Here is a 24,299-nt window from a genome sequence, read left to right as displayed (position 1 = left end):
TGGGTTACTGCTGGAGGTGGTTCGATGGCAGGAAATAATTTTAGGAAACTACACTAAGCCGCATCCTACTTAAGTCTTTTATTCAACAGTCAAGCTTCATCAAAAAAAGAAATAAAAAAGAAATAAATTAATCTAAAGCTACTCTAAGATCCAGCCTCCTCAAAGTACTTCTCCAGGTACTCCTTTGCAAGCTCAATGTTGCCGTCTCCGTACATATCCTTGAATACATCCTCGTGGCTCCACATTCCTATAGGCACGAGGGAGTAGAGCGGTTCCACAGTTCCTCTGTAGACTCTCTGGGCAATATCCTCTCTGTCAATTGCCGCTGCAATGGCCCTTCTGATGTAAATGTTCTTGGTCGGATAGTCTGTATTTTCATTGGCGTTAAGTACTAAGTATCTGATGAATCCACCCGGAGCCTCGATGACCTGCAACCCCTCTTTCTCCTTCAAAGACTCGATGTCGATTGGTGCGAGAGTTCTCCAAGCGATGTCCACCTCACCCTTCTCCATCGCCAGTCTGAGCGTTGTGGCATCCTTGTAAAACTTAATGACGATTCTCTTGGTCATTGGCTGATCTCCGAAGAAGTTCGGGTTGGCTTCGAGAATGAGTTCTTGGTCTCTCTTCCAGTCAACTATCTTGTATGGCCCGACTCCGCCTGCAGTCTGGTCAGGGTCGATCTCTTCAGCCTTGTAAGCTGGATGGACTGGGAAGTATGGCGGAGTTGCAAGCAGCGCTATGAAGTAGGCCGTTGGCTTCTTGAGTGTGAACTTGACCGTGTAGTCGTCAACTGCCTCTACATCCTCAACGAAGTCTGTAACGAGCCAGGATGGGTCTCCTTGGATCGTCATAACTCTCTTAACGCTCCTTACAACGTCCTGAGCCTTGCATGGTGTCCCATCGGCGAACTTCAAGTCCTCTCTTAGTTTGAAGGTGTAAACAAGTCCGTTATCGCTCACGTTCCAGCTCTCGGCAAGGTAAGGCTCAAGTTCCGTTGTACCGGGCTTGTATCTCACCAATCCTCCCATGATGTTGTTCAGTATCTCCCAGGTGTAGAAGTCGTAGGCGTTTGAAGGGTCGAGGTCTGTAATCTTGTCAGTAACACCAATGGTTATGGTGTCCTTCTGCTCTTCAGAGTAAACAAGGTAGTACCTGAAGATCATTGTCGGGTCGAGTGTTATTCCCTTAATGTCGTCCTTCGCAACGATGGTCAGCTTGCCCTGGACTAATGGAATGATTGGAGCATCCTCGGCAAGCTTCTGCTGTATTTGCTTGTAAAGCTGCTCTCTCTCCTCCATCGTGGTTGCTACTGAAGCCTGCTCCAGTAGCTGATCCATCTCCTCGTCACAGTAAGGATAGCCGAGCCAGTTGTTTGCAGTGCACTTCAGGAAGGGTGTAGTGTAATCATCTGGATCGAGGTAATCTGGATACCATCCAAACAGCGAAGCCATCATCGCACTCTTTCTTGCGTAGTCAACGTAGGTAGACCACTCAGCGCTCTTCAGCTCGACCTCAAACATCCCCGTAGCCTCAAGCTGCTCCTTGAGAACCTGGGCGAGATCTTTCTCCGTGTCGCCATAATGACTTGGTGTCCACCAGAGTTCAATCTTCACCTTCTTTGCTTCTTCTGATGGTTGCTCAGTTGGCTGAGCGCAGCCCAATATTACTACTGCAGCAACCAAAAGTGCCAGAATATATACCTTCTTCATGCTATGAAATTTCTTGTTATGATATATAACACTATCTTGAAAACAGCTGACAAAAATTTATTTAATCATTCTTTTTCCACTCAGGGATAAATTTTTAAGCCAAGCACATCAATCGTATCCGATGTCGTCACTTCCGGCTTACATAATAACAAGATTTTTAATGGTTATCCCGACGGTGCTAATACTGCTAACAATCGTTTTTCTCATACTGCGTATCATCCCTGGCGATCCTATAACTGCGATGGTCGGTCAGAAGGTTCCTGAAGAGGTCTTAGAGAGACTGCGCCATGAAGCAGGGCTGGACAAGCCATACCACGAGCAGTACATCGATTACCTGAAGGGTGTCTTTACGGGAGACCTTGGAAAGTCAATGATATGGGGAAAGAGGCCTGTAATTGCGGAAATCATGGATCACTTTCCTGCAACGCTTGAGCTTACAATATTCGGCTTTGTTTTGAGTGTTATGATAGGAGTTGCCACCGGATCCATTGCAGCTTTCAGGAGAGGCAGCAAGGTTGACTCAGGAATGAGGATTTATAGCATTGTCGCATACACACTCTTCATTCCGTGGTTCGGAATGCTCCTGCAGATGCTTTTCGGAGTTTACCTCAAGGTTTTGCCCATTGGCGGCAGAATAACTCCAGGAAACACTCCAGACACTGTCACTGGTCTTTATGTTCTTGACAGTATATTGACTCTTAACATGAACTCCTTAGCTGATGCCTTTGCCCATCTGGCTCTTCCAGCTTTAACCTTAGGAATAGTGCTTTCAGGAGCCTACACAAGGCTTTTGAGAAACAACCTGATAGAAGTGCTCAGTCAGGACTTCATAAAAGCCTACAGGGCGAGGGGAGTTAGGAACAGGAAAGTTGTGTTTCACGCGATGAAGAATGCGTTCATTCCCGTAGTCACGCTCATGGGACTGCAGTTTGCAATTCTGCTCGCTGGAGCTGTACTCACAGAATCGACATTCTCATGGCCGGGAATGGGAACCTTTCTGATTGAAAGAATAGAGTACAGGGATTACACTTCTGTGCAGGGGGCAATCGTTTTCTATGCGGTCTTTGTCGCCCTAATAAGTCTCGTGGTGGATGTGATTTACGCACTGTTGGACCCGAGGATAAGGTACTGAGGTGGTGGAATGGCTGAGGTCAGAAATCTGGCAACGACGATATTCAGCTTCCTTCCTGAGGCTGAAGGAAGGTATATGGTCATATCGGGAATTGCGATAATCACAATCGTTGCTCTGATGGCTGTTTTTTCCCCTTTCATCGCACCATACGACCCAATAAAGTCAGGGAAGGACGTTCTCCAGCCCCCAAGTCCTGAGCACATTATGGGGACAGACAACCTCGGCAGAGATATCTTCTCAAGAATTGTTTTCGGCTCGAGAGTCGTTCTCTCCGTAGTACTCTCTGCCTCACTTGTATCTACGGTTATTGGAGTCCCAATAGGATTAATTTCGGGTTATTTTGGTGGTAGGCTTGATAGAGTCCTCTCAATGCTGATGGACAGTATGTATGCATTTCCCGGCCTTATTTTAGCTATTGCAATTGCCGCAGTTCTGGGTCCAAGTGTCTTCAATGCCGTTGTTGCCATATCGGTAGTTTACGTTCCCACTTACTTCAGGATGATAAGAGGACAGACCTTAAGCATCAAATCCCAGCTTTTTGTAGAGGCGGCGAAGGCAACGGGAGCGAGTGACTGGAGAATAATGAGAAAGTACATCTTTCCGAACCTCATTCCAACACTTGTAGTTGTTTTTTCCCTAAGCGTTGCAGATGCAATCCTTACTGAGGCGGGGTTGAGCTTTCTCGGTTTCATTGTAAGCGCCCCCACCCCCGACTGGGGATTTGAACTCGCCTCAGGCAGGCCATATCTACCAGCAGGTTACTGGTGGATGATTACCTTTCCGGGACTTATGGTGATGCTGCTTTCACTTGGCTTTGCTCTGGTCGGAGAGGGGCTTAGCGAGATATACGCAATTGGGAGGGAGAGATGATGCTGCTGGACATAGAGAACCTAACAACAATCTTCAGGACGCGCAGAGGAGTTGTTAGGGCGGTGGACAATGTCTCAATATCTATAAAAAAGGGTGAGTTCGTTTCGATTGTTGGTGAGAGCGGTTGTGGCAAATCAACTCTTGCTCACTCCGTTATGAAATTGATTGACCATCCAGGCGAGATTTTAGGAGGTAAGATAACTTTTGACGGCCTGGATTTACTGTCTTTAAGTGATGAGGAGATGAGAAAAATCAGGGGAGACAAGATAGGGATGGTCTTCCAGAACCCAATGACCAGCCTCGACCCTCTCGAAAAGGTGGGGGATCAGATCTCGGAAACAATAATGGAGCACATGAATGTGACGAAGAAGGAAGCGTGGCAGATGGCAAGAGAGATGCTGGAAAAAGTAGGCTTACAGCCTGAAAGAGTTGACTCCTACCCCCACCAGCTCAGCGGAGGGCAGAGGCAAAGAGTTATGATTGCAATGGCCATAAGTCTGAACCCCAAACTTTTAATCGCTGATGAGCCAACTACAGCCCTTGATGTTATAGTTCAGGAGAAAATCATGGATTTTCTGGAGGACATGAAGAGGGAGGGGAGGGCTGTCATACTCATTACACACGACTTTGCTCTCGCTGCTGAGAGGAGCGACAGGATTGCTGTTATGTATGCGGGCTGGCTGGTTGAGATGGGTGATGCTGAGGCTCTCACCAATGATCCTCTTCACCCCTACACGAAGGGCTTGATTCAGTCAGTCCCGGACGTGTGGATGGACAAGGAGATCAAGCCTTTACCGGGCTTTCCCCCAGACCTGATAAATCCGCCTGAGGGTTGCAGATTCAGGCCAAGATGTCCAAATGCCAGCGAAATGTGTATGAGAGAGCCGCCAGAGGTTGAAGTTGATGGAAGAGTTGTGAAGTGCTGGCTCTATGGGTGATAAAATGCTGAGAGTTGAGAACCTCAAAAAGTACTTTCCAGTCCAGAAGTCTGCTCTTGAGGTGTTGCTAAGCAGGAGAAGGGACTTTATCAGGGCAGTTGATGGTGTGAGCTTTGAAATGAAGAGAGGAGAAGTCCTTTCCCTCGTTGGTGAGAGCGGGTGTGGAAAAACCACAACAGGAAGGATAATCGTTGGTCTTGAAAGGCCTACAGGCGGGAAAATTTACTTCAAAGACCGAGAAATATCATCCCTCAGCGAGGAAGAACAGAGGAAAATGAAAAAGTACATTCAAATGGTCTTTCAAGACCCCTACGCATCCCTCAATCCGAGAATGAAGGTCGGAGAGCACCTTGTCGAGTCACTAACAATCCACGGTATTGCAGGGAATGAGGAAGCAAAGGAAATTGCCATGTCGATGCTCGACAGAGTCGGTCTGCCGGGAGAGCAGTTCTACAACAGGATGCCCTACCAGCTAAGCGGTGGACAGAGGCAGAGAGTTGCCATTGCGAGGGCGATGATTTTAAAGCCAGAGTTCGTTGTTGCTGACGAACCTGTGTCTATGATAGACGTGAGCTTAAGAGCTGCGATTCTTGACCTTCTGATGTCCTTTAAGGAGGAGTACAACCTTAGCATGCTCTTCATAACCCATGATTTGTCAGTGGCGAGAATCGTTGGAGACAGAATTGCGGTAATGTACCTTGGAAAAATAATGGAGATGGGAAAGACAAGAGAGGTGATACACAATCCAAAACATCCATACACTGCTGCGTTGCTGTCATCTGTTCCGAGCTTCTTGAAGAAGGAGAGAAGAGTGGAGATTATTGGCGATATTGCCAATCCCATCGACATTCCGTCAGGTTGCAGGTATCACCCACGCTGCCCCTTTGCGAGGGAAAAGTGCAAGAAGGAAGAGCCAGAGCTTGTATGTGAGGAGCACAGCTTCGCGTGCCATTTTCCGCTAGAGGGCGGGTTTTAACGATTTTAAAAATTTTGGCCCAATTGTAATATTAATTATCAATAATTGTTAATCTGTTTCTCATTTAAAAAAATTTTAAATAGTCATCATACTAATTAACAATATGCTTGGTGTGGAAGGAAAAAGCATCACAGAAATTGATGAGAAGGAAATAAACAGAATATGGCTTAAACACTACGATGAGGGTGTGAGACCAAACATTGACTACCCCGAAATCCCGCTGTACCAGATTCTTGAAGAGACGGCAAAAAAGTATCCGGAAAAGACGGCACTGATTTTCTTAGGAAAAAAGATCACATACAGGGAGCTTGACGAAACAAGCGATAGAATTGCGGCATTCCTTAAAAATCTCGGAGTTGGAAAGGACAGTAGGGTGATTCTCGATCTCCCTAACACCCCCCATTACGTAGCTGCATATTACGGTATCCTCAAGACTGGAGCCACGGTTGTGCAGTGCAATCCGCTTTACACGGAGAGGGAGATCAGATACATTCAGGAGAACAGCGAGGCAGAGTATGGATTCTTTGTGGAGCTCGTTTATCCAAGAATAAAGAACCTTATTGCTGAAGGCAAGATAAAGAAAGCGGTAATCTGTAAAATTGAGGATTATCTCCCATTCCCGTTGAACATCCTTTATCCACTCAAGAAGGAGAAAGTAAGGATTGAAAAATCTGAGAAAGTTGTTTACTGGAAGGATGTTCTTAAAACTCCACCAACGAAGGAGAGGGGCAGTGTTAATCCAAAAGAGGATGTAGCCACATTCCTGTACACAGGAGGAACAACCGGAGTGCCGAAAGCTGTTATGTCGACACACTCTAATCTGGTGGCCAACGTCTACCAGACTTTGGAGTGGGTTGTTGACAGGTCACCTGATGATGTGTTCATAGGCGTTCTGCCATACTTCCACAGCTTTGGCATGACGACATCTATGAACGCTCCTATCGCAAATGGATCGACGATTGTTCTGATTCCTGACCCAAGAGATATCAAGAGAATTCTCGAAAGCATTCAGAAGTACAGGGCCACCATTTTCTGTGGTGTTCCGACGATGTACGCAGCGATTCTGAATCATCCAGACCTGAAAAAGTATGATTTGAGTTCAGTAAAGGCATGTATCAGCGGCGCCGCCCCACTGCCGGTTGAAATCAAGAAGAGGTTTGAAGAGATTACCGGTGGAAAACTCGTTGAAGGGTATGGGCTGAGCGAGACCTCTCCTGTAACTCACGCGAACCCCATCTATGGTGTGAACAAAGAAGGAAGTATCGGAGTACCTTTCCCAGACACTTATGCTCTTGTCATAGATGATGAGGGCAAAGTTCTACCTCCCGGCGAGGTGGGAGAGTTGGTTATAAAGGGCCCTCAGGTCATGAAGGGCTACTACAAGATGGAGGAGGAGACAAAGAAAGTCCTTGTTAACGGCTGGTTGCTGACAGGAGACATGGCGAAGATGGACGAAGATGGATACTTCTACATCGTTGACAGGAAGAAAGACATGATAATAGCCGGAGGGTACAACATATATCCCAGAGAGGTTGAGGAGGTTCTTTACGAGCACCCAGCTGTTGTTGAGGCAGCGGTTGTTGGCGTGCCGGATCCATACAGAGGAGAGACGGTGAAGGCGTACATAGTATTGAAGCCAGAATACAGAGGGAAGGTTACGGAGCAGGAGATTATCCAGTTCTGCAAGGAGAGGCTTGCTGCCTACAAGGTTCCGAAGCTCGTTGAGTTCAGGGACGAGCTGCCAAAGTCGGCTGTTGGGAAGATACTCAGGAGGGTTTTAAGGGAGGAAGAAGTTAAGAAAATGAAAGGTTAAATTGTTATTTTTCTTTTTTGTTTGACATTTTTAGAAATGCTTTTAAACCACCTTGAATAGCATCTGACAAGCTCAAGGAGGACGATAAAATGATTACGATAGACCCTGAGTATTTTGAAATTTTAAAAGAGTTTGGTGCGGAGAGAGTCGTCAGATGTTACCAATGCGGTACATGTACGGGCATCTGCCCTGTCTCAACGACTGATGCAAGCTTTCCAAGAAAACCCGTGCTTCTTTCAAGATTCGGTGTTGGAGAGGTTATAGAGAATTTTGAGGAAGCGTGGCTCTGCCTTTCATGTAATCTCTGCACCGAGTTCTGCCCGAGAGACGTTAAGCCAAGCGAAACAATGCTTGCGATAAAGAGAGTGCTGGTGGAGAACGGAAAGACTCCTCCTTACATCAGGGATTTCTTCCAGAACATAATGAAGCAGAAGAATCCGTGGGGAATAGGGAAGTTCAAGAGAGAGGACTGGGTTAAGAAGAGTGAGGCGGAGGTTCCGAAAGTCAAGGACAACCCAGAGTTTGAGTGGCTGTGGTTCGTGGGCTGTGCGCACAGCTTCGAGAACAGGAACATCAACGTCACGCTTAAGATTGCCAGAATACTCAACGACCTCGGCATAAACTTCGCAACACTGGGTAGGGAAGAAGGATGCTGCGGAAACGACGTGAGGAGAGCAGGTGAGGAGGGACTTTTCGAAGTCCTGATGGAGGAGAACATCAAAACCTTTGATAAGTATGGTGTACAGAAGCTCTTCACTCACTCCCCGCACTGCTTCAACGCGTTCAAGAACTGGTACGAGGGCTACGAGGTAAAGCTGTTCCTTGAGATTCTGAGAGATGCGATAAAGAGCGGAAAGATTGAGTTAAAGAACAAGCTGGATGTGACTGTTACATACCACGACTCCTGCTATTTGGGACGGTACAACGGCATCTACGACCTGCCGAGAGAAGTGCTAAAGCTCATTCCGGGCGTTGAGCTGGTCGAGATGAAAAACAACAGAAGAATGTCGCTCTGCTGCGGTGGGGGAGCGGGAAACATTGTAGGTGATTATCCGGGAGAGATTCAGCCTGCAAGGGTGAGGGCTCAGGAGGCTGCTGAGACTGGAGCAAATGTGCTTGCAGTAGCCTGTCCGTTCTGCCTGCTGATGCTCGAAGATGGTGTGAAGACTGAAAAGCTCGACAAGCAGCTCGTTGTGAAGGACATAGTCGAGCTAGTATACGAAGCAGCGTACGGCGAGGAGTAATTTCTTTTTATTTTTGTTTCCCCCTATTTCAGTGCGAGATAAAAACAGAGTTGAGATTGATGGGAAAAATCAGGGAAGCAAAACCTTCTCTATGTCCCTAACTCCTGCTCTTCTCACGAGAGTTAGAAGCGGGTCAGATGTTCTCCTGAAGCTGTAATTCCTGTTGAAGACTGTGTATCCGTGACTGATGTTGAAAATTTCGTATCCGGCAAATGCGGCTCTCAAAACTGCCCCTTCATTGCCCACTAAATAAGCTGCAAAGTGCATCTCGTCGAGTATTGAGGCTGTAGAGATCATTGCGTTGTCCGTTCCGAGCATCCAGAGGTCATACTCGCTGAGGAACTCGTAGCTTTTTTTGTTCAGAAGGCCAAAAAAGGCGTTGCTTCTGATGCAACTCACTATCGGAATTCTTTCCTCGATAAACTCTCTAATCATTTCAGGGCACATGTTCATGTGCACGACCAAGTCTGGCTGAAGAGATAAGGCGGAATCGACATCCCCACAATCCCTCTCTCCAGCGTGGATTCCAAAAACCTTTTTTCTTCGCCTTGCAACCTCTCTGACATCTTCAATCAGCTTTAAATCGTGGTCTCTAACGCTGCTGTACGCGAAGCCGAAGGAATCGATTTCTTCAGCCTCTTCAACGCTTTCCGGTCTGGCAAGAGTCAGAACTCCATCAACACCTCTCACAACATCCAGTCCAGCCTTTCCTCCCTCCCTGAAGTCGAGGAAGTGGGATGTGCCTTCATCCCTGGACTTCTCCACTTCAGCGATTGCGTGCTCCCTTAAAATCGCTAAATCCGCTGTGGCAAGCATTCTGTGCTTGTAACCGCCGGGCCCAACAAGCCTCTCAAGCTCAATTCTCGGAGCCTCTCTGAGTGCAGCATCGCCGAGATGTGTGTGAGCGTTGAAGAAAGTTCTGGTAATGACATACTCATCCTTCTCAACCCTGCTCTCCTCGAAAACCATTTCATTGACGATGAGATCACCATGAAAGGTGCCTTCATGGGTGACGAGGATGCCGCTGTAAACTTCCATAGGAAGGGTTAAATATTCACCCACAAAACCTTTACCATGGCAAGGCCGAAGGGGAAGGACAAGACACCACCGCTGATGTCATCTGCAGGTATAATGAGGTACTTCGAGGAGGAAAAAACGCAGATAAAAATAAGTCCGAAGACTGTTCTGGCAGCAGGCATCGTTACCGGAGTTCTTGTAATAATCCTGAACGCTTACTACGGCCTCTGGCCTTAAAGGTTCGTTGGGATATCAAGGAACACCGTTTCAAGTCCGAATTTTTCTTTTACAACTTCCATTAAGCTCAGCACTCCGAACTTCTCGCTCTCGTAGTGTCCGAGGAAGAGTACATTTATACCCCCCTCCTTTGCCAGATGGTAGGCTTCGTGCTCTGGCTCTCCTGTGATGAATAGCCCAACACCCTCATCAATGGCCTCATTCAGGGCAAAGCATCCTTTTCCAGAAACGGCTGCAACACTCTTAACCTTCTCCCTGCCAAAGGACAGAATCGTTGCCGATTCGAACTTTTTAGCAATCTCGCTCACTGCAGCAGGTTCATTCAACTCTGCTGTATAGCCGATCTTAACTCCCTTATACTCTCCAAACTCTTTCTGAGGCTTTGCCCCTATTTTTCTAAGAATTGTAGCGTTGTTCCCGACTTCTCTATGAGCGTCGAGGGGGAGATGGGCTGCGTAGAGCGAGAGATTGTTGTTCAAGAGAAACTCAATCCTCTTCTTTACGATTCCTCTGATGTATCCTATCCCGCCCCAGATGAGACCGTGATGCACCACTAGCATGTCTGCATTTGCCATAATCGCTCCTCTGAAGCTTTCCATGCAGGCATCAACTGCGAAGGCTATCCTTTCAACCTCTCTTTTGCCCTCAACCTGCAGGCCGTTGTTTGATACATCCTGATAATTTCCGATTTGAAGGTATTCGTCGAGAAAGTTTACGATTTCAGCAAGTTCCATGGGCTAAGTAGGGCAATGGTAATTTAACCTAACGTTTAGTCTAACATCTCTAATTGTGGTATCCCAAATTATATTTACACTTTCTCATCCCACCACCTCCTTACAAACCACAAAACTCTCTCAGGAGGGAGCTTGCACCAGAACGCATTGATCGGTTCATCCCAGTCCAGGCTTTTGTGAGGCTTAACCTCGTTATGCCATCTTACAACAGCCTCAACTGAGCCAAACTTTTCTGCTCTTCTCTCAACTTATCCAGAATCTCTCTATCTTGCCATTGGTTTGTGGATGCTTTATCCTGGCAACTATATGTTTTACACCGTGTTCAGCAAGAAACTGCTTGAATTTGTGGCTTGCAGAATCTCTATTCCTTGAAGGAACGAATTGGGTTCCATGATCCGTCAATATTTCATCTGGAATGCCATATTCAGCAAATCCTCTTCTCAGAACTTTGATGGTGTTCTCCGTAGTAGCCTCATCAAAAACACCACAACATGTCACAACTCTGCTTGCATCGTCCATGAAGGCAATTATCCATTTCTCCTCTCCATTAAGGTGAATCATTTTCCAGTCTCCCTGCCACAAACTCATGGAGTGTTCTCTTTCATACCTAACCCACTTTCTCTGCTTTTTCTTCTTCATGTTCTCCTCCACCAAACCATGTTTGAGTAAGATTTTGTATATGGTGTTGTGAGGGATATGGATCCCATAAACTTCCTCTATCTTCTTTTCCAAGTGAATTGGCCCGAGGTTGAACTGTTTGTGGGCTTCTAGGATGATTTTTTCTGTTTCCTCGTCTATCTCTTTGGGCTTCCTTCCTGGTTTTCGAAGGAAGGGAATTTCTCCTGTCTCCCTGAACTTTTTGATTATCTGGTGGACTCTTTGCCTTGTTACTTGGAAGAATTCCGCTATCTTTGTTATCGGTTTCCCTTTAAGCCACTGTTTCACTATTCTTGCTATGTCCTTGTTTGTTAGTTTCCTCACGTGGTAATCTTGTTGGAGTGTAAAGTTATTTCGGGACTATACATCTAACATCTCTAATCAAAATTCTTATATACTTCTTTGTTCGAGAGTAACGAAATTTGAAAGGAGGGTTAGAATTGGCCGAAATAACAGAAGTTAGAATATACAAATCGAAGGGGAATGGAAGTGTAAAGGCCTACGCGTCTGTAAGTTTTGACAACGAGTTTGTCGTGAAGGGATTGAAAGTTGTGGAAGGAGAGAAAGGGCTCTGGGTAAGTATGCCCAGCAGAAGGATGAAGGATGGTAGCTTTCAGGACGTTTTCCATCCTGTTAGTAGGGAGGCGAGAGATAAGATAGTAGATGCAGTTTTGAAGGCCTACCAGGAGCAGGAGTAGATTTCCAGATTTTGGTTTTTGTTAAAGCTTTTTTAACCTTAACATTTTACAAATGTCATGGTCAAAATTGTGAGTTTTTCCCCACTGCCGGAAGGTGTAGTGAGAGCCCTCATCTCGTCCGTCTACGACGGTGAGGTCGAGGTTGTTGTAATAAACGAGTTCGACGAAGATGCCATTGTTGAGGCTGTAAAGGATGCAGAGATTGTAATAGGAGACTACACGTTCAAAATACCGATAACGGAGAGAATGATGAGAGCTATGCAGAAGATAAAGCTCATCCAGCAGCCCTCAACAGGCTACAACAACATAGATGTCGATGCGGCAAGAAAGCTTGGAATTACCGTCGCTAACGTTGGCGGAGTTAACGCGCTCAGTGTTGCGGAGCACACGGTGATGTTCGCTCTCGCTCTGCTCAAAAGACTTGTGTATGCGCACAACAGCGTTTTAAGCGGAAAATGGGAGCAGGATGAGATGGCAAATCTTGGCGTGTACGAGCTTTTCGGTAAAACCTGGGGGATTATTGGCATGGGTGCGCAGGGCAGAGAACTTGTCAAGAGGTTGCAGGGATGGGGTGTCAGAGTCATTTACTACGACATAAAGAGGGCTGAGGATGTTGAAAAGCAGTATGGTGCGGAATACAGGGATTTCGAGGATTTGCTCAAGGAAGCGGACATCGTCAGCCTTCATGTGCCCCTTACAGAAAAAACGAAGGGGATGATAGGTGAGAGGGAGTTGAAGATGATGAAGAACTCTGCAATACTGATAAACGTTGCCAGAGGAGAGGTTGTGGATGAAAAAGCCCTCGTAAAGGCAATAAGGGAGAAGTGGATTTCAGGGGCTGCACTTGACGTTTTTGCTAACGAACCTCCAGAAGGGAGCGAGCTGCTAGAGCTTAAGGACTACAATGTTCTCTTCACACCCCACATAGCCGGAGCGACGAACGAGGCGAGGCTAAGGATAATAAGGGAGGCGATGGAGAACATTGCGAGGGCGCTGAGGGGAGAGGAGATCAGACATGTTGTAAGCGGGTGATGAAAATGGATGCGGCACATGCTGTTGCGGACTGCTTGAAGAAGTTTGGTGTGAAAAGAGTTTACGGCATCATCGGAACCTCTGTTGTTGATTTTGTTGATGCACTCTACGACTACAGAGAAGGTATAAGATACATCTCATGCAGACACGAGCAGGTTGCTGCCTCGATGGCAGATGCAGAGGGAAGGCTTACGGGCTTTCCGGGAGTCAGCCTCGTTCATGCTGCTCCAGGCACACTTAACGCGGCAATCAGCGTTGCCAACGCCTATAAAGATGGCTCTCCAATGGTTGTAATTTCAGGAGGGGCAAAAAGGAAGCTCTACGGGAAGAACACGATGCTTGAGGTCGACCAGCAGTCTGTGATGAGGCCAATAACGATGGCCACGTTCAGGGTTGAGGATGCGGATAAGGTTCAAAGCGTCGTCGCAGAGGCTTTTTCAATCGCAATCAGGGAGTGCGGGCCGGTTTACGTTGAGGTGGCAGAGGACATCTGGTTAGAGGAAAGCAGCGATGAAGAGGTCAAAATTGAGGCGGAAAAACCAAAAGCCAGTGAGGATGAGGTCGAGAAGGTTGCAGAAATGCTGAAGGAAGCAAAGAGGCCTTTGATACTTGCAGGATTCGGTGTTAACAGTGAGGAAGGAAGCAAGCTTTTAACAAAGCTGGTGGAAAAGACGTCAATACCCGTCGCAACCACGGGGAATGGAAGGGGAGCGATTGATGAGGAGCACACTCTATGCTTGGGCAGAGCGGGATTTGGAGGAGGGAGCATACACGCGGATGAAGCTCTCAGAAACTCGGACTTCCTGCTCTGTCTTGGATGCCAGCTTACGGACGTTTCAACCTACGGCTACAACTGGATGCCTTCTGGAAAGGTTGTAGCGGTCACGCTGGACAGGGAAGCAGGAAAGAAGCTGAACTATGCACTTATAAGCTACAGCGACGCCGTTGATTTTCTCAGGAGGCTCGTTGAGAAGGTGGAAGGCTACAGGGCTCCAGAAAGCTGGCTGAAGGAAATTGAAGGCTGGAGGAAGAGCTGGGAGCAAATGCTTACGAATGCTGTAAACATGGAATACAAGGGGTTCGCGAATCCAGCAAAATTCTTCAAGAGGCTGAATGAGCTTTTGCCCGAAAACACAGTGGTTACCGCTGGACAGGGAATGCACGTGCTGTATCCTCAGGCCTACATCAGAGCGAGGAGACCGAGAAGCTATCTCGCAGCCACAAACCACGGAGCAATGGGCTTCGGATTTCCGGCAGCGATGACTGCAGCACTTCTCGAACACACCGCCATAGCAGTTGTGGGTGACGGGGAGTTCATGATGACGGTGCAAGATTTGGAAACTGCTGTAAGGGAAAAGATTCCGGTGAAAGTGGTCGTGGTTAACGACAACTCGTACAGAGTCCTTTACTTCAGGCAGAAACTTCAGAAGGTGGGAAGGGTTTACGGAACTCTACACACAAATCCTGACTTTGCGGAACTGGCGAGAGTTTTCGGAGCTGAAGGGATTGCCGTATCATCGGACGGTGAAATTGATGACGCTATAAGGGAAATGCTCGGCTCCGACAAGCCCTTTGTCCTGGACCTCCGCATCTCCCCAGACTCCTTTGCTCCATTCAACCCCCAGCCAAGTGTGAAGATGTAGCAAATGTTAAATTAAGTTCTGTCAAAGAAAAGGACATGAAACTTTCACCACTTTTTGTTTTACTGTCCCTGATTTTGCTTCTTAGCCTGTCAAGTGCTGCTGAGCTTAAGGTGGCGAAAATAGAGGTCAGGGGAGAGATAAACGAGGGGACTTATCTCACCCTGCAGCACGCCTACGATTTTGCCCTCAGAGAGAGATGCGACGTACTCTTTGTCGTCCTTGACACACCGGGTGGGTTGCTGAGCTCAACGCAAAAGATAGTCAAGATGTTTCTAAACAGCGAGGTTCCTGTGGTGGTTTACGTTCCGAGCGGGGCAATGTGCGCTTCGGCAGGCTCAATTATCCTCCTTTCGTCACATATTGCCATCATGGCGGATGGTACTGCTGTAGGTGCCGCAACTCCCGTCAGCGTGGGCTTTGGAAGTGCGGAAGTTGAGAACAAGACCGTGAACTACATCGCAGGCTACGTAAAGGACATTGCGCGGGAGAGGGGGAAGAATGAAGAGGTTGCGGAGAAGTTTGTCACTCAAGCTCTCACCCTGACAGCGAAGGAGGCGTTTGAGCAGGGCATTGTTGATTACATTGCCAACAGTGAAAGTGAGGCTATAAAAGGACTCAAGGGGAGGAGTGCTGAGGTAGATGGAAAGACCGTAACGTTCGAGTTTGACACCTACAGAATTATCGAGGTTAAGAAGCCTTTGCAGGCGAGCATATACGAGATAATCTCAAGTCCGCAGCTTGCAGCCATCCTGCTATTGCTGGGAATATACCTCCTCATATTCGGCTTAACGTCTCCTGGAATTGTTCCCGAGACGGTTGGGGCGATTTGCCTCATCCTCGCCCTTGCAGGACTTGGGGTTATCGGTATAAACCTCCTCGGATTGCTGCTGATTGTTCTCGGTGTAATTTTCCTGATTGCCGAGCTTTTAACACCCACATACGGCGTTCTTGGTGCAGCCTCCGTAATCTCCGTCGTACTGGGACTGCTGATTCTTTTCAACGAGCCCCTGATGCCAGAATCCTTTTATGAAGCTTTTCCAAAGTTCATCGCTGGAATCGGCGTGGGCATGGGTGGAATAATGACCTTCATGATAGTCAAGATTGCGCAGATAAGAAAGAAGAAGAGCAGCGTTGGAGAGGTTGTTGGGGAAAGAGGAGAAATACTGGAGTTCAGCAACGGCAGAGGATTTGCCAGAGTTAGGGGCGAGATATGGAAGGTTGTGAGCGATGAGGAGCTAAGGAAAGGTGACGAGGTAGAGGTTGTGGAAAGGGACGGTTTGACGCTGAAGGTGAGAAAAGTTGAAACTGGAAGAGGAGCTGAGAGAGGAGACTCTGAAGTGGCTAAGGAGAATTGAAGAGAGGATGAGTGGGATTGATGGGGATAAAGAATTCATGGAGAACATAAGGGCATACATCAGCGACTCACATTATTTTCTGGAAAAAGGGGATTTAATCAGAGCCTTTGAATGCGTTATCTGGGCGTGGGCGTGGCTCGAAATAGGGCTTGAGGTTGGGAAGCTGCATGAGAATGCGTAAGAGCCTTGGACAGCACATGCTGGTTGACAGGAGAGTTATTTCGAGGATTGTAAAATATGCGGAGCTATCTGAAGACGATGTTGTTCTGGAAGTTGGATGCGGAACCGGCAACTTGACTTCCGCCATGCTCAGAAAATGCAGGGTTGTTGGTGTAGAAAAAGACCCGGCGATGGTGGAGTTGCTCAGGAAGAAGTTATCGAGATTCATAGAAGAGGGAAAATTCAGGCTTATACAGGGTGATGCGCTGAAGGTTGCGTTTCCACCCTTCACCAAGTTCGTGTCGAACATTCCCTACAAGATCTCATCCCCCCTCACCTTCAAGCTCCTGAAATCAGATTTCAGGCTCGCAGTCATAATGTATCAGCGCGAGTTTGCTGAGAGGCTTTGCAGGGATGACAACAGACTCGGCGTAATCTCGAAAACCTACTGCAGGGCGGAGTTGCTGGAAGTTGTGAAGTCAAGCAGCTTCAATCCCCCACCGAAAGTTGACTCTGCAATAGTCCGCATCATCCCGGAGCCAGAGGTTGAGGTGAGGGACAGGGAGCTTTTTGAGAAGTTTGTCACCTTCGCCTTCAGCATGAAAAGAAAGAAGATGGGGAATATAGTGCGGGAGTTCAAAAAGAGATACGGTATTGACGTAGCCCTTGAGGGGAGTCTTGCCGAAAAAAGACCTGAAGAGCTTGGAGCGGAAAAGTTTGCTGAGATTCTGGTGGAAGAATGATTTACGAACCGGCTGAGGACAGCGAACTCCTTCTTGAAGCTGCCTTACAGGAGATTAAGCCGGAGGACGAGGTAATCGAAATCGGTGCGGGAAGCGGGTTCGTCGCTGAGAGGTTAAAGGGGAGGTGCAGGTGCATCTTGACGACCGACATCTCTCCCTATGCTGCAAGGGAGCTGAGGTGTAAAGGCCTGGATGTTGTGATGACGGACATTGCGAGAGGGATAAGGAAGAGATTCAGCTTCGTTCTCTTCAACCCTCCTTACGTGGAGCTTGAGGATGATCTCAAAAGAGGGGATTGGCTTGACGTTGCGATTGACGGTGGTAGAAGGGGAATTGAGGTCATCAGAAAATTCCTGGACATGCTGGACGAAATCATGGATGACGGCGGGAGAGCAATCCTGATAGCCTCCTCGCAGAACGAGCCGGAGGTCTTCGACCTAATTAAGGATAGAGGATTTTTATACGAAATTATTAGAGAAAGAGGGGTCTTCTTCGAAAGGCTTTATGCAATCAAAATCTGGAGAGAATTATGAGCCTCTTGACACTCTCGTCAATCTTGAACCTGCCCATTGGCGTTTCTATCTCGCCCTCAACAACGCTTATGACTTCTCCCGGCTTCAACCCGATTTTTGTCAGATAAGATGGTGCTACGATAACCTCGTAATCTCCTTCGTCCGCATCGGAGAGGTTTATGTATTCCTGAGTGCAGCTTTCGCAAACCTCGCAGTTTCCAGAGATGATTCTGCACACTCTAACAAACGCATCTTCTGTGATATGGTGCTCAAGTTCGCAGCTCAGCTTTTCAGCAAGCTCATCCTCTATACCCAGGTAGTTCTTGAAGAAGTGGTAGAGAGCGAGGTAGTACTTCTTGATTCTCTTTGCAACTGCCTCCCCCTTCCTCGTCAGCTTTGCTCCTTTGTACGGCTGGTAATCCACATAGCCCATATCTCTGAGCTTTATGAGCATCTCTGTTACACTGGAAGGCTTCACGTTTAGAATTTTTGCCAGTTCACCCGTTTTGGCAACTTTGCTGGTTTCTTCCTGGATGTCGTAAATTGCTTCAAGGTACTCTTCTACTCTCTCCATTGTTATAATTTACAGATGTGAATTAAATAATACTTTCGTGTTTTGATGAAGCAAAAATTTAGGGTTCGAAAGTCTCGCTTGAGTTTGTGGTAAAGTTCTTTCCGAAGCTTGCATGCATAACGAATTTGTAGTTAATGTCTGGCTTCCCTTCTTTGAAGGCATCTCCGTAGCTTACGTCGAGTATCTCTCCAACGAAGAAGGTGTGATCCCCCGTTTCGACTTCTTTGACAACTTTGCACTCAATATTTGCCTGGCACTCTTTGATGGAGGGTACCTTAACCTTCTTGGACTCAACCAGCGTGAGACTTAGCTTCTCCATTTTGTCTCCCTTCGCCCCGCTCAGCGTTCCAGCCTTCCAGACATCCTTAAGAAGCTCTATTGTCGGAACCGCAACCACAAACTCTCCGCATTCCTTAATGAGGGAGTGCGTGTACCTGCTGTGCCCGATCGCCACTCCGAGAAGCTGCGGGTTGAATGACAAAGGAACAACCCAGTCGGCAGTCATCACGTTTGGTTTTTCAACTCCTGATACTACTAGATAAGTTCTCAGAGGATACAAATACTCCAGCATTCCCACCACCTCACTCCTCACAACTTTTCTCTTTCAGAAGGGAGATAAAGTCCTTTGCACTGCTAACAGAGTAGAGTTCTTCCTTTACAAGAAAAACAACTGATTCGACCTTCTTCCTGCAAACCTTGTCGGTAATGTATGCTGCCTCCGCATCTATAGCTTCTGAAATCCTACCGAGAAGCTTTGCCCTCTTTTCGATCTCCCTTACCTGCTTGAATCCAGTAAGGATCTGGTCTTCTCTCGCCTGTGAGACTGCATCAAAGGGGGCCTGCCTGACCGGATAAACTGACAGGCCTATAACTCTAAGCTGCTCAATTATCTCTCCCTCCTCTCCCTCAATCTCTTCTTCCTCGTTAACGTTTGCTTCAACGAAATTGAGCAGGTCTATTTCCTTTATCGCAAAGGTTCCGATGATCTCCTCAATTTTTGCGGCTGTTGAAAGCGTTGTGTCTGTCCCCTCTTCATACTTCTTTACTGTTCTTCTTGACACTCCTAGCATCTTTGCCATGTCTCCAACGCTCAACCCCAGTCTCTCCCTGGCCTCTCTTATCCTCTCGCTGTCGAGCTTAACGTAGTAACCGCCAGGTGCGGAGTAAACATATGGATAGATCCCTTCAACAACAAAGTCGTAAAAGGTTGCGAGGTTGATAACAGGCAAACCGTAGCGTGTATAAACAACCCCTCTTTCAAGGAAGTCGAACTTGAATCTTTCCCCGATTACTATAGGGCTTGCCCGCAAAATTTTCGTCAGCTTCTTCATCTCCTCTGCCGCCTCAGGTTTCAAAGAGTCAACATTGTAGAGAACCTTGATGAGAAGAACGACATCATCCTTTCTTGCAACAATGTCGAAGCATCTTGGCTTAGTCTCGGCTAAATCTGCGACGTTAAAATCAGCCTTCTGGAGTATCTTAACCACTGATTCAACCAAGGCGGCATACATTTACAATGATGTATATGCGTTACTATATAAGATTTATGTCCTCTGGATTTTTTCTTCCCAGACCTTTTTCACGGCTTCTTCGACAATTTTGAGGCATTCTCGGGCATTCTCCTTTGCCTTCTCCACTATCTCCCTGTAATCGATTCTCTGGTTTTTTATTCCGTGAGCGTAGTTGTCCATCGTGCAGATGATTGCGTAGCTAAGGCCAAGCTCCTTGGCTATCGTCGCTTCGCTACCAGCAGTCATGCCCACACAGTCAGCGTAGTTTTTTATCATCGCAATCTCAGCCTTGGTTTCAAGTCTTGGTCCCCTTGTCTGAAAATAAACGCCTTTCTCAATTACGGGAAAGCTCGAATGTTTTTTAGCCTCCCTTAAAAGTACGCTCCTCAAATAATCGTCGAATCCGGGGGTAACATGGACAAGCGAGTCGTTGTAAACTGTTACGCCGCTGAAAAAGTCTATGTAATCGTCTGGGATGATGAGGGATGGAAGGGTAAATTCCTCCTTGAGCGCTCCAACCGAACCCATGCCGATTACGTACTTCACACCCAGTGATTTCAGCGCTTGAAAGTTTGCGGGATGGTTTATTCTGTGGGGGGGTTTGTCCTTGTTTTTGCCGTGCCTCTGGATTATCGCAACATCGATGCCGTCGATTCTGCCAACATCAACTTCCGCAACGCCGTATGGAGTCTCAATCCTTGTCTCCTCCACGTCTTTAAGAACCTCGATTTCGAGGATGTGAGTTCCTCCAATGATTCCGATCATTCAACCAGCCTCCAGTAAACCCTTTCCCCCTCAAGTTTCTTCTTTATAGCGCCTTTCAGCTCCAGTAACTCGAGAACTTCTTCAAATTTGCCGGGGAAAACGGCTTCTAGCGTGTGTATGTTCAAACCTCTTTCAGAAACAACCCTTCTCAGCTTTGACTGGCTCATCTCACCCTCTTCGTGAAGTATATCGTGTATAAGCTCCGAAAGGTCTTCAATAACGTTCCACGGGAAAATTACCCAGTAATGGTCGGTCAGGTAGTCTCCAAGGTAGTCGGGGATGAACTCAGACTTTTCCAGCATCAGCAGTGATGCCGTTCTCACTTCTTCTCCTTCCACGTGATTTAAAGCTCCCTTCATTGTACTTCCGGTGTTGATAAAATCGTCCACTACCAGTAGCCTGTCTCCCTCAACCTTAACTCCCGCTTCTCTGACATCGAGACACGCAATTTTTGAAACGCCAAGATGATCGCTCAGAAGGCTTCCTACAAAGACTCCTCCCTTCACCAGAGAAACTATTTTGTCCGGAATGAAGCCATCCTCGATGATTTCAAATGCAATCTTTCTGCAAAGGCTTTCCACGTATCTCCAGCTCAGCACGAGGTACATTTCACTCACCGTAGAACCTCAACCTAACAACCTCTCCACCCGGCCTGTAAACTGCCACGTTTCCCGGCATGGGGTTGAGGTTGACCTTTTTCTGGAAGTCAGTCTGAGCCTGCCAGGTTGAGGAGTTGACCATGAAAACACCCCTGTAGAACCCCGTTCCGTAAGTGTGGATGTGCCCGCAGTGAAAAACATCGGGAACGTCTTCAATTACGAGGTAGTCTTCCTTTTCAGGGGCCAATGGAGTTCTTCCACCGTAAATCGGGCTGAGGTGTCTCCTTTTCAGAATTTCCTCCATCACCTTCTGTGGTTCATCGTAGCTGAGCCTCGGAATCTTGGAGATTATATCGTCTATGCTTCTCCCGTGGTAAATTAAAACCTTCACACCTTCGATGTCAACATAAGCTGGATTTCCCACATGCTCAACATTTTTCGGAAAAAGATCCCGTATTTCTCCATCAAAAGCGGGCTGGGGTTCGGCCTGCCTCACTGCATCGTGGTTTCCGGGGGAGACTATCACCTTTATGTGCTTTGGAATCTCTTCCAAATGGGAAGCTGCAAACTCGTACTGGCCGTATATATCTTTTATTGCCAGATCATCCTCCTGCCCCGGATACACGCCTATGCCGTCAACGATGTCTCCCGCTATTATGATGTATTTAACTTTTTCAGCGAGCTCCTGACTCTTCTTCCCCCCAACCTCCCCATTCAGCCAGTTGATAAACATCTTCCATTCTCTTTCGAGGAACTCTTTGCTTCCGAAGTGTGTATCGGATAAAAACACCATGTAAAAGTCCTTCTTTTTCTCGCCATTCCCGTTAATCGGGATGTCGGGGAAAATTATTCTGTTTGCGTAGAGTGAGGAGCCTTTAATGACTCCCGTTACACCTATAACCTCATCACCCAGAAGCTCTCTGGCAATTTCAGCGTTTTTGCCTGTCGCAACACACGTTATCATTCCAGTATTGTCTTCAAGACGAATGTAGCACCTGTCACCCCTCTCATAAACTTCATTCACAAGCCCGGCAACACTCACGTTTCCCTTAACCTTCCCTGCGTAGGCAATCGGTGTGGTGTTCACCCTGCTCCTTATTATTTTTGTAAGCTTTTCAAGCCTGGAGTTGAAGTACATGAGAAAGTCTTCCACACTGCCCTGGCAGGAAGACTTTCCCGTGATGTCCTTTATGACCTTCAGAGAACTGTTTGAGGCTTTCACTTCGTTAATTTTTTTCTCAACCTCCGGCTTGGGTTTTGGTTCTGGCTTTGGCTTTGGGTTTGCCAAATTTCGCAAAAACTCTTCAACAACACTCTTTTCTATTATGAATCCGCCATTGGCTACACAACAGATTTTGTCCACAATATCATCACTAAAAAGACCCGATTTGCAGAGGAGTTCCGCAGCTTTCGGGTCTATGTTGTATCCCCTAACTAAGAACTTTTTCGCCACTGTTGCAGCATCGATATTTTTAATTACCATCCCCTCTCCTCCTTAAAGCATGGACACCGAATCCAAGACCTATCAGTTTCTGAAAGATGTAGTCTCAACGTTAATTATCGTTGCGGTTGTGGTGGGTGGGGGTATTGCAATAACTGGCACATGGCCATTTATGGTTGCAGTAGAGTCTGGCAGCATGGAGCCCAACATGTATCCCGGCGACGTTGTTTTTCTCCTCAGCCCATCCCGCACGGGAGGTGTGGTGACTTGGGAAGAAGGTGTGGAGAGCGGTTACATGAGCTTCGGAAATTATGGTGATGTTATCGTTTACAAGCCTAATGGTTATGGAAAACCCATAATACACAGAGCCATTGCGTATGTCCACAAGGGAGATTACATTCCAGCCATTGTTAACGGAAAGCTCGTTCTGACGAACCAGATAGCGGAGAGTGACGGATACATAACTCAGGGAGACAATGTAAGGACGAACCAGCTTCCCGACCAGGCTGTTCCGGCAGCGTTTTCGCCAATTGGCGAGAAAATTCAGCCTGTAAAGGAAGAGTGGATTATCGGGGTGGCCAAGTTCAGGATACCCTATATCGGGTATGTTAGGCTGCTGATTCCGATTTGATTGAGTTCATCTCATTTTGAGGTAGGTGTAAACCACTCTGTGCAGAGCGGTTATGTGGCTCAGAATGGCTATCAGCAAAACGGCCTCATAGATGTAGCCCGAAACCATGCCCAGAAGCAGAATCAAAAGCCTCTCACTTCTTTCAGCAATTCCTACATCACATTTTTCGATGATGTTCTCCGCCCTTGCCCTCGTGTAGCTAACAAGCAACGCTCCGCTCATCGCAAGCGCAACAACTATCCAGTTTACACCATAGATTCCGAGAGAAATGAATAGAATGACGTCAACATACCTATCTGAAACGGAGTCCAAGAATGCTCCAAAATTTGATGTTAGTTCAGCCTTTCTCGCCAGCGCCCCGTCCAGCAGGTCGCAAAGACTGCTGAATAAGACAAAAACACTTGCAAGCAATACGTTTCTCTCAATTATTAAGTAGGAAGAAACGAGAGCAAAAATAAGCCCGGAAAATGTAAGGTGGTTTGGTTTCACTCCAAGTTTGGCCAGTCTTAAGGCTACTGGGGAGATTAGCTCCGTTGTAAGAGGCTTTATCCGGCTTAACATTCTACTTCCACAGCTTCCCTCTGTAATGCCCTGTTACTGGACAACCGAGGCACAGGTTAATTTCCCAGTAGTCGCAGTTTGTACAACTTTCATCTCCGCATGGAACCTCTTCCCGCCTTTCGATGTACATTTTAATAGGCATAACCGTGTCCTTCTCAGCCCTCACGACTATTCCCGCTTCAACGTCGTAAACCTCAGGTTCAGCCCTGATGTGCTTGTCCACGATTGCCTCAAGCGTTGTCAGGTCTTCACTTGCCAGGAAAATAGTTGCATTCTTCTCTCCCGCCAATACGAGCCCGTTAAGGAAAAATGGACAATTTGAAAGCTTATCAATAATTTCTGATGGTCTCTTGCACTTCACGTCAACCTTGAGAACGTAAAGACCCGACTTCTTTATATTGAGCCCATAAGCATGGCTTACAACTCCAAGCTCCTTGAGTTTCTTTATCCTTGCTCCTACTGAAGGTTGCGAAAGCCCCACGACTTTTGCAATTTCACTTTGGGACATTTCCGGGTCTTTTTCGAGAAGCTCAAGTATCATCCGATCCTTTTCATCTATATCGACAGTTTTAGCCATTTCAGAACACCCTCTATGCCTTCTCAACATCAACTTATAAAAAATTAGCGGATTGAGCTTCAATTGTATTCAACAATCTGCCCATTACAACATACCCATAATTCTTAAAATTGAATTTATGGTTAAGTGCACAACATCCTAAACTTATCACCCAAGAACTTCTCAATCCAG

At 47.0% G+C, this 24,299-nt stretch carries 26 protein-coding genes and 1 pseudogene; 15 read left to right on the top strand and 12 right to left on the bottom strand.

Going from position 1 to position 24,299, the window contains the following annotated elements; translation table 11 throughout:
- Positions 1–143: 143 nt before the first annotated feature.
- Positions 144–1,709 (bottom strand): ABC transporter substrate-binding protein, encoded by a 1,566-nt coding sequence (locus tag H0Z19_RS08780; RefSeq protein ID WP_290725815.1) that lies wholly within the window; start codon positions 1,707–1,709, stop codon positions 144–146.
- 121 nt (positions 1,710–1,830) lie between these two features.
- Here H0Z19_RS08780 and H0Z19_RS08775 point away from each other — a divergent pair, with 121 nt between their 5' ends.
- From H0Z19_RS08775 to H0Z19_RS08750, 6 genes are all read left to right on the top strand, one after another.
- Positions 1,831–2,841, top strand: coding sequence for an ABC transporter permease (locus H0Z19_RS08775; RefSeq protein WP_290725813.1), 1,011 nt, complete (start codon positions 1,831–1,833; stop codon positions 2,839–2,841).
- A gap of 9 nt (positions 2,842–2,850) precedes the next feature.
- Positions 2,851–3,711: an ABC transporter permease gene (locus tag H0Z19_RS08770; RefSeq protein ID WP_290725811.1), complete on the top strand. Its 861-nt coding sequence runs from the start codon at positions 2,851–2,853 to the stop codon at positions 3,709–3,711.
- Complete coding sequence (locus tag H0Z19_RS08765) at positions 3,711–4,649, top strand: ABC transporter ATP-binding protein (protein ID WP_290725819.1); 939 nt, start codon at positions 3,711–3,713, stop codon at positions 4,647–4,649. Before H0Z19_RS08770 ends, H0Z19_RS08765 begins: the two co-directional genes overlap by 1 nt.
- A gap of 4 nt (positions 4,650–4,653) precedes the next feature.
- Positions 4,654–5,625 carry an ABC transporter ATP-binding protein gene (locus H0Z19_RS08760; protein ID WP_365892628.1) on the top strand — a complete coding sequence of 324 codons (972 nt, stop codon included), beginning with the start codon at positions 4,654–4,656 and terminating at the stop codon, positions 5,623–5,625.
- Positions 5,626–5,728: 103 nt separating this feature from the next.
- Positions 5,729–7,438, top strand: a complete 1,710-nt coding sequence (locus tag H0Z19_RS08755; RefSeq protein ID WP_290725807.1) for a long-chain fatty acid--CoA ligase — start codon at positions 5,729–5,731, stop codon at positions 7,436–7,438.
- An 89-nt stretch (positions 7,439–7,527) separates the two neighbouring features.
- The gene (locus H0Z19_RS08750) at positions 7,528–8,682 is read left to right on the top strand and encodes a (Fe-S)-binding protein (protein ID WP_290725806.1); all 1,155 of its coding nucleotides are present in this window, start codon (positions 7,528–7,530) and stop codon (positions 8,680–8,682) included.
- Positions 8,683–8,751: 69 nt separating this feature from the next.
- Here H0Z19_RS08750 and H0Z19_RS08745 read toward each other — a convergent pair whose 3' ends face one another.
- Complete coding sequence (locus tag H0Z19_RS08745) at positions 8,752–9,720, bottom strand: amidohydrolase (protein ID WP_290725805.1); 969 nt, start codon at positions 9,718–9,720, stop codon at positions 8,752–8,754.
- 36 nt (positions 9,721–9,756) lie between these two features.
- On the opposite strand from H0Z19_RS08745, the gene H0Z19_RS08740 reads away from it, so the two are divergent.
- Positions 9,757–9,936 (top strand): preprotein translocase subunit Sec61beta, encoded by a 180-nt coding sequence (locus H0Z19_RS08740; RefSeq protein ID WP_290725803.1) that lies wholly within the window; start codon positions 9,757–9,759, stop codon positions 9,934–9,936.
- On the opposite strand, the gene H0Z19_RS08735 is transcribed toward H0Z19_RS08740, so the two are convergent.
- Positions 9,933–10,670: a Nif3-like dinuclear metal center hexameric protein gene (locus H0Z19_RS08735; RefSeq protein ID WP_290725801.1), complete on the bottom strand. Its 738-nt coding sequence runs from the start codon at positions 10,668–10,670 to the stop codon at positions 9,933–9,935. The two genes, H0Z19_RS08740 and H0Z19_RS08735, sit on opposite strands and share 4 nt — an antisense overlap.
- 74 nt (positions 10,671–10,744) lie before the next feature.
- A pseudogene (locus tag H0Z19_RS08730) lies at positions 10,745–11,651 on the bottom strand (IS481 family transposase).
- Positions 11,652–11,767: 116 nt separating this feature from the next.
- Here H0Z19_RS08730 and H0Z19_RS08725 point away from each other — a divergent pair.
- From H0Z19_RS08725 to H0Z19_RS08695, 7 genes are read left to right on the top strand one after another with little or no spacing between them, the layout of a single operon-like run.
- Positions 11,768–12,025 carry a septation protein SpoVG family protein gene (locus H0Z19_RS08725; protein ID WP_010879274.1) on the top strand — a complete coding sequence of 86 codons (258 nt, stop codon included), beginning with the start codon at positions 11,768–11,770 and terminating at the stop codon, positions 12,023–12,025.
- A gap of 57 nt (positions 12,026–12,082) precedes the next feature.
- Positions 12,083–13,057, top strand: a complete 975-nt coding sequence (locus H0Z19_RS08720) for a 2-hydroxyacid dehydrogenase (protein ID WP_290725796.1) — start codon at positions 12,083–12,085, stop codon at positions 13,055–13,057.
- Positions 13,058–13,062: 5 nt separating this feature from the next.
- Positions 13,063–14,700, top strand: coding sequence for a thiamine pyrophosphate-binding protein (locus H0Z19_RS08715; RefSeq protein WP_290725794.1), 1,638 nt, complete (start codon positions 13,063–13,065; stop codon positions 14,698–14,700).
- A gap of 35 nt (positions 14,701–14,735) precedes the next feature.
- Entirely contained in the window at positions 14,736–16,055 is a 1,320-nt protein-coding gene (locus H0Z19_RS08710) for a nodulation protein NfeD (protein ID WP_290725793.1), read from the top strand.
- The gene (locus H0Z19_RS08705; protein ID WP_290725791.1) at positions 16,000–16,236 is read left to right on the top strand and encodes a DUF357 domain-containing protein; all 237 of its coding nucleotides are present in this window, start codon (positions 16,000–16,002) and stop codon (positions 16,234–16,236) included. The genes H0Z19_RS08710 and H0Z19_RS08705 overlap by 56 nt, the downstream gene beginning before the upstream one ends.
- Entirely contained in the window at positions 16,223–16,957 is a 735-nt protein-coding gene (rsmA, locus tag H0Z19_RS08700) for a 16S rRNA (adenine(1518)-N(6)/adenine(1519)-N(6))-dimethyltransferase RsmA (RefSeq protein ID WP_290725788.1), read from the top strand. The genes H0Z19_RS08705 and rsmA overlap by 14 nt, the downstream gene beginning before the upstream one ends.
- Entirely contained in the window at positions 16,954–17,490 is a 537-nt protein-coding gene (locus H0Z19_RS08695; RefSeq protein WP_290725787.1) for a HemK2/MTQ2 family protein methyltransferase, read from the top strand. Before rsmA ends, H0Z19_RS08695 begins: the two co-directional genes overlap by 4 nt.
- Here the strand turns inward: H0Z19_RS08695 and H0Z19_RS08690 are convergent.
- Genes H0Z19_RS08690 through H0Z19_RS08665 form a run of 6 tightly spaced genes read right to left on the bottom strand, consistent with a single transcriptional unit; the run spans position 17,468 to position 22,401 of the window.
- Positions 17,468–18,043, bottom strand: coding sequence for a metal-dependent transcriptional regulator (locus H0Z19_RS08690; protein ID WP_290725785.1), 576 nt, complete (start codon positions 18,041–18,043; stop codon positions 17,468–17,470). The genes H0Z19_RS08695 and H0Z19_RS08690 overlap by 23 nt on opposite strands.
- A gap of 58 nt (positions 18,044–18,101) precedes the next feature.
- The gene (locus H0Z19_RS08685; RefSeq protein WP_290725783.1) at positions 18,102–18,614 is read right to left on the bottom strand and encodes a flavin reductase family protein; all 513 of its coding nucleotides are present in this window, start codon (positions 18,612–18,614) and stop codon (positions 18,102–18,104) included.
- 10 nt (positions 18,615–18,624) lie between these two features.
- Positions 18,625–19,554, bottom strand: a complete 930-nt coding sequence (locus H0Z19_RS08680) for a transcriptional regulator (RefSeq protein ID WP_290725781.1) — start codon at positions 19,552–19,554, stop codon at positions 18,625–18,627.
- A 33-nt stretch (positions 19,555–19,587) separates the two neighbouring features.
- Positions 19,588–20,319, bottom strand: coding sequence for an S-methyl-5'-thioadenosine phosphorylase (mtnP, locus tag H0Z19_RS08675; protein ID WP_290725780.1), 732 nt, complete (start codon positions 20,317–20,319; stop codon positions 19,588–19,590).
- On the bottom strand, positions 20,316–20,936 hold the full coding sequence (locus H0Z19_RS08670; RefSeq protein ID WP_365892620.1) for a phosphoribosyltransferase: 621 nt from the start codon (positions 20,934–20,936) through the stop codon (positions 20,316–20,318). The genes mtnP and H0Z19_RS08670 overlap by 4 nt, the downstream gene beginning before the upstream one ends.
- Positions 20,929–22,401, bottom strand: a complete 1,473-nt coding sequence (locus H0Z19_RS08665; RefSeq protein WP_290725778.1) for a DNA-directed DNA polymerase II small subunit — start codon at positions 22,399–22,401, stop codon at positions 20,929–20,931. Before H0Z19_RS08665 ends, H0Z19_RS08670 begins: the two co-directional genes overlap by 8 nt.
- A 19-nt stretch (positions 22,402–22,420) precedes the next feature.
- On the opposite strand from H0Z19_RS08665, the gene H0Z19_RS08660 reads away from it, so the two are divergent.
- A complete protein-coding gene (locus H0Z19_RS08660) occupies positions 22,421–22,990 on the top strand; it encodes a S26 family signal peptidase (protein WP_290725777.1) in 570 nt (189 codons plus the stop codon).
- 6 nt (positions 22,991–22,996) lie between these two features.
- Here the strand turns inward: H0Z19_RS08660 and H0Z19_RS08655 are convergent, their stop codons facing one another.
- Both H0Z19_RS08655 and H0Z19_RS08650 read right to left on the bottom strand, forming a co-directional pair.
- Positions 22,997–23,551: a CDP-alcohol phosphatidyltransferase family protein gene (locus tag H0Z19_RS08655; protein WP_290725776.1), complete on the bottom strand. Its 555-nt coding sequence runs from the start codon at positions 23,549–23,551 to the stop codon at positions 22,997–22,999.
- A 1-nt stretch (position 23,552) separates the two neighbouring features.
- The gene (locus tag H0Z19_RS08650) at positions 23,553–24,128 is read right to left on the bottom strand and encodes a winged helix-turn-helix transcriptional regulator (RefSeq protein ID WP_290725774.1); all 576 of its coding nucleotides are present in this window, start codon (positions 24,126–24,128) and stop codon (positions 23,553–23,555) included.
- Between the last annotated feature and the right edge of the window lie 171 nt (positions 24,129–24,299).

Origin of the sequence: Archaeoglobus sp., from assembly GCF_017656475.1 — an archaeon.
Taxonomy (GTDB): domain Archaea; phylum Halobacteriota; class Archaeoglobi; order Archaeoglobales; family Archaeoglobaceae; genus Archaeoglobus.
This window is presented reverse-complemented; position numbering and strand designations above follow the sequence as displayed.